Origin of the sequence: Vibrio sp. 1557, from assembly GCF_033340175.1 — a bacterium.
Classification (GTDB): domain Bacteria; phylum Pseudomonadota; class Gammaproteobacteria; order Enterobacterales; family Vibrionaceae; genus Vibrio; species Vibrio alginolyticus.
Genome location: NZ_JAWOVZ010000001.1, coordinates 525,366 through 538,865 on the forward strand (window position 1 = coordinate 525,366; position 13,500 = coordinate 538,865).

10 protein-coding genes are annotated in these 13,500 nt (G+C 46.1%); all 10 read left to right on the plus strand.

Going from position 1 to position 13,500, the window contains the following annotated elements; all coding sequences use genetic code 11:
- Positions 1–36 precede the first annotated feature (36 nt).
- Positions 37–1,530, plus strand: coding sequence for a CoA-acylating methylmalonate-semialdehyde dehydrogenase (locus tag R7070_RS02325; protein ID WP_248486415.1), 1,494 nt, complete (start codon positions 37–39; stop codon positions 1,528–1,530).
- 93 nt (positions 1,531–1,623) lie between these two features.
- On the plus strand, positions 1,624–2,778 hold the full coding sequence (locus R7070_RS02330; protein WP_005373226.1) for an acyl-CoA dehydrogenase family protein: 1,155 nt from the start codon (positions 1,624–1,626) through the stop codon (positions 2,776–2,778).
- A 49-nt stretch (positions 2,779–2,827) separates the two neighbouring features.
- Positions 2,828–3,604 carry an enoyl-CoA hydratase gene (locus R7070_RS02335; RefSeq protein ID WP_017633670.1) on the plus strand — a complete coding sequence of 259 codons (777 nt, stop codon included), beginning with the start codon at positions 2,828–2,830 and terminating at the stop codon, positions 3,602–3,604.
- Positions 3,605–3,614: 10 nt separating this feature from the next.
- Positions 3,615–4,745, plus strand: coding sequence for an enoyl-CoA hydratase/isomerase family protein (locus R7070_RS02340; RefSeq protein WP_213967138.1), 1,131 nt, complete (start codon positions 3,615–3,617; stop codon positions 4,743–4,745).
- Between the two features lie 19 nt (positions 4,746–4,764).
- Positions 4,765–5,661 (plus strand): 3-hydroxyisobutyrate dehydrogenase, encoded by an 897-nt coding sequence (mmsB, locus tag R7070_RS02345; protein ID WP_213967137.1) that lies wholly within the window; start codon positions 4,765–4,767, stop codon positions 5,659–5,661.
- Between the two features lie 9 nt (positions 5,662–5,670).
- Complete coding sequence (locus R7070_RS02350) at positions 5,671–6,429, plus strand: SDR family oxidoreductase (RefSeq protein WP_033906450.1); 759 nt, start codon at positions 5,671–5,673, stop codon at positions 6,427–6,429.
- A 462-nt stretch (positions 6,430–6,891) separates the two neighbouring features.
- On the plus strand, positions 6,892–8,913 hold the full coding sequence (locus tag R7070_RS02355) for a tetratricopeptide repeat-containing diguanylate cyclase (protein WP_081008327.1): 2,022 nt from the start codon (positions 6,892–6,894) through the stop codon (positions 8,911–8,913).
- 605 nt (positions 8,914–9,518) lie between these two features.
- Positions 9,519–10,118: a transcriptional regulator BetI gene (gene betI, locus R7070_RS02360; RefSeq protein ID WP_017820329.1), complete on the plus strand. Its 600-nt coding sequence runs from the start codon at positions 9,519–9,521 to the stop codon at positions 10,116–10,118.
- An 18-nt stretch (positions 10,119–10,136) separates the two neighbouring features.
- Complete coding sequence (betB, locus tag R7070_RS02365) at positions 10,137–11,597, plus strand: betaine-aldehyde dehydrogenase (protein ID WP_256900086.1); 1,461 nt, start codon at positions 10,137–10,139, stop codon at positions 11,595–11,597.
- A 181-nt stretch (positions 11,598–11,778) separates the two neighbouring features.
- A complete protein-coding gene (gene betA, locus R7070_RS02370) occupies positions 11,779–13,494 on the plus strand; it encodes a choline dehydrogenase (RefSeq protein WP_005373209.1) in 1,716 nt (571 codons plus the stop codon).
- Positions 13,495–13,500 lie beyond the last annotated feature (6 nt).

Below are 13,500 nucleotides of genomic sequence, written 5' to 3' on the forward strand. Positions count from 1 at the left end.
AGTCAGTAACAAGCTGAAAAATACAAGGATGTCATCATGACAGAACAAGTAAAGCAGTATATCGGTGGTGAATTTGCCATCTCCGATTCAAAACAATGGCTAGATGTAACCAACCCGGCAACCAACGAAGTGATTGCACAAGTACCTTGTGCCACGGAATCGGAAATGAATGCGGCGATTGCCAGCGCAACAGAAACGTTCAAACGCTGGAAAGAAGTTGCAGCGCCGGAGCGTGCTAGATTGATGTTGCGCTACCAACATCTGTTAAAAGAGCAACACGATGAGTTGGCGATACTGCTTTCAAGTGAGACAGGCAAAACCCTCGCGGATGCAAAGGGTGACATTTGGCGCGGAATTGAAGTGGTAGAGCAAGCTGCAAACATTTGTAGCTCAATGATGGGCGAAACGGTTGAGAACGTCGCGACCAATATTGATGGTTACTCTTACATTCAACCGCTCGGCGTTTGTGCTGGCATTACACCGTTTAACTTCCCTGCGATGATCCCATTGTGGATGTTCCCGATGGCGATCGCTTGTGGCAACACCTTTGTTTTGAAGCCGTCAGAGCAAGTGCCACTAACGGCAATGAAACTGGCGGAGCTGTTTGAACAAGCTGGCGCACCAAAAGGCGTATTGCAAGTTGTTCACGGGACCAAAGAGCAAGTCGACCGCATTCTGACTGATCCAGTTGTTCGTGCGATCTCTTTTGTTGGCTCTGTGCCCGTTGGTGAGTACATCTACAAAACAGGTACAGACAACCTGAAACGCGTGCAGTCATTTGCAGGTGCTAAGAACCACATGGTCATCATGCCGGATGCAAACAAACAGCAAGTCATCAATAACCTAGTTGGCGCGTCAGTTGGTGCTGCAGGCCAACGCTGTATGGCGATTTCGGTTGCCGTATTTGTCGGCGAAACCAAAGAATGGATTCCAGAGCTTAAAGAGGCGTTAGCTCAGGTTCAGCCTGGCGCGTGGGATGATGAAACCGCCGGTTATGGTCCACTGATTAGCCCTCAAGCGAAGCAGCGAGTGGTGAATTTGATTAATGAAGGCAAAGCGTCAGGCGCGAATTGTGTTCTGGACGGGACAGAGTGCCAAGTACCTGGCTTCCCGAACGGTAACTGGGTGGGGCCAACACTGTTTACCAACGTGACCACAGACATGTCGATTTATCAGGAAGAAATTTTCGGGCCTGTACTGTTAACTATGGAAGTGGATGACCTAGATGAAGCGATTGAACTGATCAATGCAAACCGCTTTGGTAATGGTACGTCTATTTTCACGGCGAACGGCGCTGCCGCGAGAAAGTATCAACACAATATCGAAGTAGGTAACGTAGGCATCAACGTGCCGATTCCGGTGCCATTGCCATTTTTCTCATTTACTGGGTGGAAAGGCAGCTTCTACGGCGACCTGCATGCTTACGGTAAACAAGCGGTTCGCTTCTACACCGAGACGAAAACTGTCACCGCGCGTTGGTTTGAAGATGACATTCCAAGCGGTCCAAACATGACCATTCAACTTAGCTAATTACTGGATTAGCGACACCTCTAGCCAAGCGCCACCGTTTAAGTGGGCTTGGCTCGGATACAAATGCAACGAATTAGACCTTAGGACTTCAAGATGGATTTTGAATTAAACGAAGATCAACTCGCGTTTGCCGAAGTAGCAAAGCAGTTTGCAGACCAAATGTTAGCGCCTCATGCGGCCGAGTGGGATGAAAACCATCATTTCCCTAAAGACGTACTGCGTCAAGCAGGTGAACTTGGTTTTCTGAGCATCTATACGCCGCCAGAGCATGGTGGCTTAGGGTTATCTCGTTTGGATGCGGCGATCATTTTCGAGCAGTTGGCTATGGGTTGTACCGCGACTACTGCGTTTATGACCATTCACAACATGGCGACGTGGATGATCACCAGCTTTGCCAAAGCAGAAGTGGCGCAGCAATTTAGCGCGGATCTAATTTCGGGTGAAAAGCTCGCTTCCTACTGTTTAACCGAACCTAATGCCGGCTCTGACGCCGCTTCTCTAACGACTAGCGCAGTGCGTGATGGCGATGAGTTTGTCCTCAATGGAGCAAAAGTGTTTATCTCGGGTGCGGGTGATACAGATGTTCTCGTCGTGATGGCGCGTTCGTGTGGTGAAGGAGCGGGTGGCGTTTCTGCATTCGTTGTTCCTGCTGATTGCGAAGGCATTAGCTACGGTAAAAAAGAAGCCAAAATGGGCTGGAACTGCCAGCCAACTCGCATGATTACCTTCGAAAATGTCCGCATTCCGGCTGACTATCTGTTGGGTGAAGAGGGAGAAGGCTTTAAGTTCGCCATGCTTGGCCTTGATGGTGGTCGAATCAATATCGCTACTTGTTCCGTCGGTACTGCGCAACAAGCACTGAACGAAGCCAAGCAATATATGAACGAACGCAAACAGTTCGGCCGTTCACTGGCGCAATTTCAAGCGTTGCAGTTCAAGCTTGCTGATATGGCGACTGAGCTGGTCGCTGCGCGTCAAATGGTGCGACTCGCTGCCGCTAAACTCGATGCCCAGCACGCAGAAAAAAGTGCGTACTGTGCCATGGCAAAACGCTTTGCTACTGATGTGGGCTTTAAAGTCTGCGATCAGGCGCTGCAAATTCACGGTGGCTATGGCTACATCAAAGAATATCCAGTCGAGCGCCATTTCAGAGACGTTCGTGTTCACCAAATTCTTGAAGGTACCAACGAAATCATGCGTCTGATCGTCGCAAGACGATTACTAACGGAAGGCGTTGAGCTGCTTTAATCAGCGAGACACAGCCTTACCTAAAGAAATTAAAAAGGACTGAAAGATTATGACGGCACAAATCAAATTAGAGCGCGAAGCGCATATTGCCAAGCTCACGATTAGTAATCCGCCAGCGAACACTTGGACGCTTGAGTCTTTGAATCAGCTAAAAGAGTTGGCGATTGAACTTAGCAATGATCGCTCTATTTATGCGTTGGTTTTAACAGGCGAAGGCGAGAAGTTCTTTTCTGCTGGAGCAGATCTTAATAACTTTGCATCGGGTGATAAATCACAAGCAGCAAACATGGCGTTCGCATTTGGTGAAGCGTTTGAAGCGCTTTCTGCATTCGATGGGGTTTCTATCGCAGCGATTAATGGCTATGCGATGGGCGGCGGTCTGGAAGTGGCGATGGCGTGTGACATTCGTATCGCAGAAGAACAAGTACAAATGGCACTTCCTGAAGCATCGGTAGGTTTGTTGCCGTGTGCGGGTGGGACACAAAACCTGACCGCATTGGTAGGTGAAGGTTGGGCGAAGCGTATGATTCTATGTGGCGAACGAGTGACGGCCGAGCGAGCGGAAAAAATTGGGTTAGTCGAAGAGGTGGTAGCGAAAGGTCAAGCACTCGAAGCGGCTATGGAACTAGCGCAGCGTGTTGCAGGTCAATCACCGAAATCTGTGTCAGCGTGCAAAACGCTCATTCAAGGTCGACGCAGCCAAACTCACGCGGCTGGATTGGTTTTGGAGCGTGAACTGTTTTTACAGCTGTTCAATACACAAGATCAGACTGAGGGTGTGAATGCGTTTTTGCAAAAGCGCAAGCCACAATGGACAAACAGCTAGCGGAGGCCAAATGACAGGTACAGTAAATGTTTCAAAACTTAAGTGCGCTGATGGCTCTATTATTGGTGTGCTAGAGCTTGATAATCCAGCTGCTCTCAACGCGTTGAGTTACGTGATGATTGAGAAGTTGTACAAACAGCTTAGTGAATGGCAAACGGACGACAGCGTCGTCGCGGTATTCTTGCATGCTCAAGGTGAAAAAGCGTTTTGTGCTGGTGGCGATATTCAAGCGATCTACCGTGCACTTGAAAACAAAGAGCAAGATTTTGATTCTGCGTTTTCAGCGATGGAAACCTTCTTTGACCTCGAATATCGCTGTGATCATCTTATTCATACTTATCCAAAACCGATCATCGCGTGGGGACATGGTTATTTGATGGGCGGGGGAGTTGGCCTGTTTATGGGCGCAAGTCATCGCGTAGCAGAAACCACCACCCGCTTTGCAATGCCAGAGATTAAAATTGGCCTTTACCCAGATGTAGGCGCGACGTACTTCCTAAACCAGTTGCCAAAACATTTGGCTCTGTTCTTAAGTTTGACGGCTTGCCAAATTAACGCAACAGATATGAAAGCGTTGGGGTTAAGCCAATGGATTGCACAGCCAGAAAACAAGCAAGTGCTGCTGGATCTGCTTGCATCGGTAAGTTGGAAAGGTGAAGCGAACATCAACGAAAAAATCGCTACTACGCTGCGTTCGGTACACGTGGACGAGCCAAGCGAAGGGATGTTGATGCCCTATGCGGAATTGATTGAGCAGTTATGTTCGGGTGACTTAGCGTCAATTGTTGACGCAATCAGCCGTGCTAACGTTGATAACAAGTGGTTCGTCAATGCGCAGAAGTCACTGAACTATGGCAGTCCGTTGTCGCTCAGTATCACTTATCAGCAGTTAACGCAGTATCAAAATCTCTCTTTGAAAGCGTGTTTTGATATGGAGTTTAACCTAACACTACGTTGTGGCTTAGAAGGTGATTTTAGAGAAGGGGTTCGTGCGCTGATTATTGATAAAACCAATCAACCGACTTGGCAACATCGCACGGTTTCTGACGTAACGCCACAAGCTTTGGAGCGCTTCTTCTCGCCAATTGACTCAGCAGAATACCCACTGACCGCATCGTCGGTAGCTATAGCGGCACTTTAGTACAAGGAAGAAATACGATATGGACAAAATTGCATTTATTGGCCTTGGTAACATGGGTGCGCCTATGGCTAAGAATCTACTCAAAGCGGGCTTGAATGTCGAAGTATTTGATTTGAACCCAAGCGCAGTTGAGGAGTTGACCGCATTGGGCGCTTCAACTGCCGATTCCGTTCAGCAGGCAGTACAAGGTGTTGACGTGGTTGTCACTATGCTGCCAGCGAGCCAACACGTTCAAAGCGTTTATCTTGGTCAAGATGGCATCTTAGATAGCGTCGAATCAGGTACCTTGCTGATTGATTCTTCCACCATCGATCCGGTGACTGCTCGTTTGGTTGGCGAAAAAGCATCGCAACTTGGTATCAGTTTTGTTGATGCACCAGTATCTGGTGGCGTTGCGGGCGCAGCAGCAGGTACGTTAACTTTCATTGTTGGCGGCTCACAAGAGAACTTTGTTCAAGCCAAAGCGGTGCTTAGCCACATGGGTAAAAACATCTTCCATGCAGGCGATGCTGGAGCTGGTCAGGTGGCGAAGATCTGCAATAACATGATGTTGGGCATTTTGATGAGCGGCACCTGTGAAGCACTCAATTTAGGGATGGAAAACGGACTCGATCCCAAAGTGCTTTCCGACATCATGTTGCAAAGTTCAGGACGTAACTGGGCGCTAGAGCTTTATAACCCTTGTCCAAGTGTGATGGAAAATACGCCAGCAAGCAATGGTTATCAGGGCGGCTTTATGAGCCAGTTAATGGCTAAAGATCTGGGTCTTGCGATGGAAGCGGCAGTTGCCAGTCAAACATCGACGCCAATGGGCAGCTTGGCTCGTAACCTGTTTAATTTTCACAACGGTCAGGGCAACGGGCAAAAAGATTTTTCAAGCTTGTTTGAGTTCTACCAAAAGCAAAATCAGGCCTAAGGAGCGCTTATGGAGTTAGCAAATAAGGTCATTGCGATCACGGGGGCAGGGCAGGGGCTGGGTAAACAAATGGCACTGTCACTGGCGGAAAATGGCGTTCATCTTGCGCTTATCGACCTCAATTCAGAGCAACTGGCTGAAACGAAAGCGGAATGTGAATCTCTCGGCGTTACCGCTCGTTTTTATGTGACGAACGTGACTGACGAACAGCAGGTGTGCACTGCTTTTGAGCAAATTGAGGCAGATTTCAAGCAGCTCAATGGTGTTATCAATAACGCAGGTATTATGCGTGATGGTATGTTCATTAAAGTCAAAGATGGTCAGGTTAACACGATGTCGCTGGAACAATTTCAGTCTGTTCTAGATGTGAATGTAACAGGCACTTTCCTGTGTGGCCGTGAAGCGAGCAAGGTAATGCTGAACACCGATAGCAAAGGGGTTCTGATCAACATATCCAGCGTTGCGCGTGCCGGGAATATTGGTCAAACCAACTATTCAGCATCTAAAGCGGCGGTAGCCACCATGGCAACGGTGTGGGCGAAAGAGTTAGGGCGTTTCGGAATTCGCTCAGTGGCGATTGCTCCGGGTGTCATCAAAACTGCCATGACAGACCAAATAAAACCTGAAGCGATGGAACGTTTAATCGGAATGATTCCGGTTGGACGTTTAGGTTTGGCGGATGAAATTTCATCGACCATAAAATACGTGTTAACCAACGAATTCGTGACCGGACGAGTGTTCGAAGTCGATGGCGGAATGCGAATGTAACCCCCTCTGCAACATAAAAAAGGGGAGCGAGTTTGATTGTCCGCTTCCTTCCACTTTCTTCTGTCTTTTATTGCTTCTATCTGAAAAATGTATTGGATGCATGGTCGACTGCTATCTCATCGAACGGTATAAAAATTGATTCTATTTCTAATGTGAATGGTTAGTTCTATATTGCTTGTCATGTAAATGTATTAACTCACAACTAAGACGATCTTTTGTCTCACTAACGAGATCGTTATTCTTGGTGTGTAAAAAACATTCTTATTGGTCATATTGTAACCGAAAACTATTTCGGCATCTAAAGATGGTGATTTATTATTCAGCGCAAAATACATGGGAATATGAGGCTGACTGAATAACCTTCAGTTGTCTTAATAATAAATAATCAGAATTCTCAATTACACTGAAGTAACTACCCATTAGGGAAGAGCAATAATGTCACTATTTCATTCGCTTAGGACGATGCCGCTATTATTGGGGTGTCTGTGTTTTTCTGTTCAGGCCTCCACAGAAAAGGTGGAACAGGAAGGTAAGTTTTTACAGTCGTTAGAAGGCATCGAAAATCAAATTTACGCATTACCTCAGAGTTCTTTAGCTTTGATTGAAGCGTTAGAAGAAGAGTCTTTACTACAAAACCAACCAACAGCGCTGTTGGTGCGTTACTGGCTTGCCAAGGCCACGGTTTTAGAGCTGCTAGGGCGCGTAGAAGAGAGTCAGAGTGTCGTTCAAAAAGGATTGGAGCTTGTGCGTCCACAGAGCCATGAGTATCTCCTGTTTAAGTTGATTCAGATGCGAACTATGGTTGGAAAGAGCGATATCGATACCGCGCTTTCTGCGTTGGATAGCTTGTTGGAAACATCGCGTGAGAATGGTGATAAGCAACTTGAATCAGAAATCCTGTTGCTAAAAGGACGCTATTACGATGAGCAAGGTGAGTTTAAAAAATCCTATGCTGCACTTATGTCGTCCATGGATGCGGCTGAATCTTCAGGTGTTCACGGGCTGGTCGAACGTGCAGCATTAGAGCTAGGTGACGTGCTTGTCAAAATTCAGGGCTACGACCGATCTGAGGCGCTTTTGGAACAAGCATATCGCTACTTTAGGGATAGGCGTATGTCGTTCAATGAGTTGTTGAGCGTTTTGACGATAGCGAAACTTCATAAAGCACAGTTCCAATACGAAGAGGCGATAGCGTCATATCAGCGAGCGTTAAAGCTGGCTCAAATTATCGGTGATGGACGCTTTAGATTTCGAGTTAACCTTGAACTTGCAGCTTTATATCGCGAGACGAATCAAGAAAAGAAGATGGTTAACCACTTGAAGCTGGCGGAGAATTTACAGTACAGAGAAACGTCTAGCGCATATTTGGCAACATTTAAGTTGTTACAAGCCGAATATATGTTAGAGCAGCAGCAATTTGAAATACTTTTAGCGATGATCGCGCCAATGCTGCCGGAGATTATAGAGAGTCGATACGTCAAGCAACAGCAAATGGAGCTACTAAAAGTCGCCGCTATGGCCTATGCGGGAAGCAATGACTTTAAACTAGCATTCGAAACTTACGGTAACTATCACGATAAATTTATCCAATTTAGCAATCAAAGAGAAGTTGAAAATCTTGAGCGCCAGCAGACGTTATTTGAGTTGGAACGACTTGAATATGAGAACGAAGATCTCAATTGGAACAATGTGTTGCAGCGTATGGAGCTAGAAAATAACCGTCGTACTTTTTACTTATTGGGTGAAGCGCTACTTGCGCTCATCGGTGTTCTATTTTTGATGGCGGTAGTATTTCTCGTCGTCAATCGCTCGCGTTTGAGAATGCGTCGCCTCGCAAAGACAGACACATTGACAGGGTTGTTCAATCGCCGTTTTTTAGAGGACTGGTTCACTAAGCCAGTAGAAGTGAGGCGTGAGCGAAAAGAAAAACCGGTACCTCAATCTAAGCAAGAAAAGATACAACACTTTGTTTTTGAGCAAGTCGAGCAAGTTAAGTACGGTTATCTAGCTTTAAATAAATGGGTAGATAGCAAACTCGATAAACAGAAAATGGTGCCAAATAAACCACAATCGGGGCCAGTAACTTTAGCGTTAATCGATGTGGATTATTTCAAGCAGGTAAATGATACCTATGGGCATGTGTTTGGAGATACCGTACTAACGGGCGTTGCCAAAGTGTTGGAGGAAACTGTACGTGAGAACGACATTGTTGCTCGCTTTGGTGGTGAAGAGTTTGTTGTTGTTATGCCCAATACAGACCATAAAAACGCCCTTATTACTGCAGAACGTTTACGTAGCGCTTTATCCCTACATGGCTTTGTTACGGAACAGAAAGAAGAAGTGAGAGTGACCTGTAGTTTTGGAGTCGTTACCACTGAAGATAATGAGATGAGTTTTAAATCACTTTGCGATCAGGCCGATAAATTGCTTTATCAAGCGAAAGCGAACGGACGCAACTGCGTGAAAGGTCGCTCGCTAGCGTAACAGAAATCAAAAGTTCAGGCTCATCGCACGATGAATCTGAACTTATCCCTCCCATTTACTTTGATAGCCAAGTGACTTTGAGATCCTTGCTTCGAATATAAAACGCTGAATCTAACATCTTAAAGTCACTTGGCGATATTACTTAAAAATGGCTTAAGGATATCGAATCGCATATTCATGGCGTTCAATATAACCTCTCTTTTTGCCTCCTTCACCTTCAAAGTGCGAATGCCACTTGTGTATACAAAACTATAACAAACTAGTGTGTCTATTCTTTGTACAAACAAACCATGTACAGGTGAAATGATTAGTGGTCGATATAAATTTTTTGTGGCACAGATTTTTGTTGTTCAAAAATCAACTCGTTCATCATCGTTTCAAAAATAGAGAAAGAGTTAAGTGTTTGATTTTGTTTTTCTTGTTTGTTTGTTCTTAAACTGAAATCTAGTTATCCCAACAAGTTCTTACCGAGCGATTTTTCGTACACCCTCAACTTTTCATCCTTTTTTACTAACATTTTTCTTTAAAAATAATTTGAGTTCGAATTAATTTTCAGGCATTTTATATTTAACTAACCGTTCAATTAAAAATAACAGGGACGCAAAATGCCAAAGGTGGGGATGCCTGAAATCAGAAAACCGCAGCTTGTGAAAGCGACAATGTCAGTGATTGATAGAGTCGGTTTACACGCGGCGAGTATTTCGTTAATCAGCAAAGAAGCCGGTGTATCAACGGGGATTATCAACCACTATTTCGGTGGTAAGCACGGATTGCTGGAGGAAACGATGCGAGAAATCTTGCGTCAGCTTTCGTCCACTATCACACAGAAGTTACGTGAGCTGCCAAGTGATGCTCATCACCAAAGAATTAACGCCATCATTGATGGTAACTTTGTCGGCTATCAGGCAGAAAACCAAGTTGCTAAGACTTGGCTGGCGTTTTGGTCGTACTCAATGCATGACGAGCAGCTCAAGCGTTTGCAGCGTGTCAACGAACGACGTCTATTGTCCCATCTAAGAAAAGAACTCAAAGCATTATTAAATGCAGAGCAGGCTGAATTGGTTGCTCATGGTATTGCATCACTTATTGATGGAATTTGGCTGCGCGGAACGCTCAACCCGCAAGGCATTGATGCAGAAAGAGCGAGAATCATCATCAACGATTATCTCGAAAAACAACTTACGTTTTATTCTGAAAAAATATAAAAGTTACAGGTCTTCAAAATGGAAATGAAAGCACACTATATCAATGGTGCGATGTACGACGGGTGTTCAGATGAACACTTCACCACTTACAATCCGGCGAATGGTGAGCCATTGGCCAACATTAAACAAGCGAACCAAGACGATCTTCAAGCAGCGATTGAATCGGCCAAGAAAGGTTTTGCTGCATGGTCGGCGATGACTGCGATTGAGCGCAGCCGTATTTTACACAAAGCCGTTGCCATTTTACGTGAGCGTAATGACGAGCTGGCTGCATTGGAAGTGGCAGATACTGGTAAGCCCATTCAAGAAGCTATCGCGGTTGATGTCACAACAGGTGCCGATGTTCTTGAGTACTACGCTGGCCTTGCTCCAAGTCTACAAGGTGAACAGCAGCCACTCAGCGACGATCAGTTTTTCTATACACGTCGTGAGCCATTGGGCATTTGCGCGGGTATTGGCGCTTGGAATTATCCAATTCAAATTGCGATGTGGAAATCGGCGCCAGCACTCGCTGCGGGCAACGCAATGATCTTCAAGCCATCAGAAGAAACACCATTAACGGCGCTTAAGCTCGCCGAAATTTATTCAGAAGCGGGCATGCCAGATGGCGTATTTAATGTCGTGCAAGGGGATTACCGAGTAGGACAGATGCTAACGGCGCATCCTGATATCGCAAAAGTGTCATTCACGGGTGAGTCAGGCACCGGTAAAGTCGTCATGAGTGACAGCGCTAAGACACTAAAACAAGTAACGATGGAGCTGGGTGGCAAGTCTCCGCTGATTATTTTTGATGATGCGAAGTTAAACGATGCCGTTTCTGCGGCCATGGTGGCGAACTTCTACACCCAAGGTGAGGTTTGTACGCATGGTACACGTGTATTTGTCCATGAAGGTATTTATGACGACTTTATCGCACAGCTTAAAGCCCGAACCGAGCTGTTAGTCGTCGGCGATCCGCTTGATGAGAACACGCAAATTGGCGCGCTAATCTCTAAAGATCATGAATCGAAAGTTCTAGGAGCGATTGAAGCCGCGAAAGCGAGTGGCGCGACGTTACTGACTGGCGGCTACAAAGTAACAGACAATGGTCTAGCTAATGGTAACTTTGTTGCTCCAACCGTATTTGTCGATTGCGATGATGACATGAGCCACGTTCAACAAGAAATCTTTGGCCCGGTAATGTCAGTTCTGAAATTCCGCGATGAGTCGGAAGTGATTACGCGTGCAAATGGCACCGATTATGGCTTAGCGGCAGGTGTATTTACTCAAAACCTATCTCGTGCGCACCGTGTGATCCATCAAATTCAAGCGGGTATTTGTTGGGTGAACACATGGGGTGACTCACCTGCAGAAATGCCAGTTGGCGGCTACAAGCAATCAGGTGTTGGCCGTGAAAACGGAGTCGAAACCCTTAAACATTACACGCAAACGAAGAGTGTTCTGGTTCAGCTAAGCGACTTCGAAAGCCCTTACAAATGATACCAATCGTAGTAGATAACTGACCACTTTAGCTTGAAAAAATGCTCGATAACTGCGTTGTCAATTTTGATTGTAGGTTAACTACTTATCGAAAATTTCCGCCTTGTTCTCAAGCATTTTTCCTACGCTAATTTCGTTCACTTATCTACGGTGATGAGTATTAACTCCTAGGAGAATAAAAATGCAACAACACTACGATTACATCATCGTCGGTGCGGGTTCGGCCGGCTGTGTGTTAGCGGATCGCTTAAGTGAAAGTGGTCAAAATTCGGTCCTATTACTCGAAGCGGGTGGGTCGGATAAAAGTATTTTTATCCAAATGCCAACGGCGCTTTCTTACCCGATGAACACTGAAAAATACGCGTGGCAGTTTGAGACGGTTGAAGAGCAAGGGTTGGATGGCCGTCAACTTCATTGCCCTCGCGGAAAAGTTCTGGGTGGTAGCTCATCCATCAACGGCATGGTTTACGTTCGCGGACACGCTTGTGACTTTGACCAGTGGGAAGAGGAAGGCGCGAAAGGCTGGAATTATCAGTCGTGTTTGCCTTATTTCCGTAAAGCAGAGTCTTGGATTGGTGGTGCTGATGAATATCGGGGCGATCACGGTCCAGTCGGCACATGTAACGGCAACGATATGAAGCTCAATCCACTGTACCAAGCTTTTATTGATGCAGGCAAAGAAGCGGGCTACCCAGAAACAAAAGATTACAACGGTTATCAACAAGAGGGCTTTGGCCCAATGCATATGACCGTCGACAAAGGCGTACGCGCTTCGACCTCTAATGCATACTTAAGCCGCGCTAAAAAACGCAAAAACTTCACCCTAATGAAGAGGGTGACGGTTCATCGAGTTTTATTAGAAGAAACTGGTGCAGAAGGTAAGAAAGCGGTAGGCGTTGAATTTGAAAAGTCAGGTTCAATTCAGCAATGTTTTGCGAATAATGAAGTGATTTCGAGTGCGGGTTCGGTTGGCTCCGTTCAGCTGTTGCAGCTTTCAGGCATTGGCCCTAAGGCAGTATTAGAAAAAGCGGGCATTGAGGTGAAACACTCGTTGGAAGGGGTAGGTAAAAACCTGCAAGATCACTTAGAAGTGTACTTCCAATATCACTGTAAGCAACCTATCACGCTCAACAGCAAATTAGGTTTGGTGAGCAAGGGCTTGATTGGCACTGAGTGGATATTAACTCGCAAAGGCCTTGGTGCTACTAACCACTTTGAATCGTGTGCGTTTATCCGCTCTCGTGAAGGACTAAAGTGGCCAAATATTCAATATCACTTCTTGCCAGCGGCAATGCGCTATGACGGGCAAGCTGCTTTTGATGGTCATGGTTTCCAAGTGCACGTTGGACCTAACAAGCCAGAAAGTCGCGGGTCGGTTGAAGTTGTCTCTGCGAATCCGAATGATAAGCCGAAGATTGAGTTTAACTACATTTCCACTGAACAAGATAAGCAGGATTGGCGTGATTGTATTCGCCTTACTCGCGAGATCCTCAATCAGCCAGCCATGGATGAGTTTCGTGGGGATGAGATCCAACCCGGTCTGAACATCACAACGGATGAACAGATTGATGAATGGGTGAAGCAAAACGTCGAGAGTGCTTACCATCCATCTTGTACCTGCAAAATGGGCGCAGATAACGACCCATTAGCCGTCTTAAATGAGCGATGCCAAGTACGCGGTATTCAAGGCTTGCGTGTGGTGGACTCTTCTATTTTCCCAACCATTCCGAACGGTAATTTAAATGCGCCAACGATTATGGTGGCAGAACGCGCCGCGGATATGATTTTGGATAACGCCCTAGAAACGTCGAACAACGTACCAGTTTGGATTGCACCGGACTGGCAAGAGATGCAACGAATGCATCCGCCAAAAAGAGATCTCGATTCGATCTCATAAAATGAA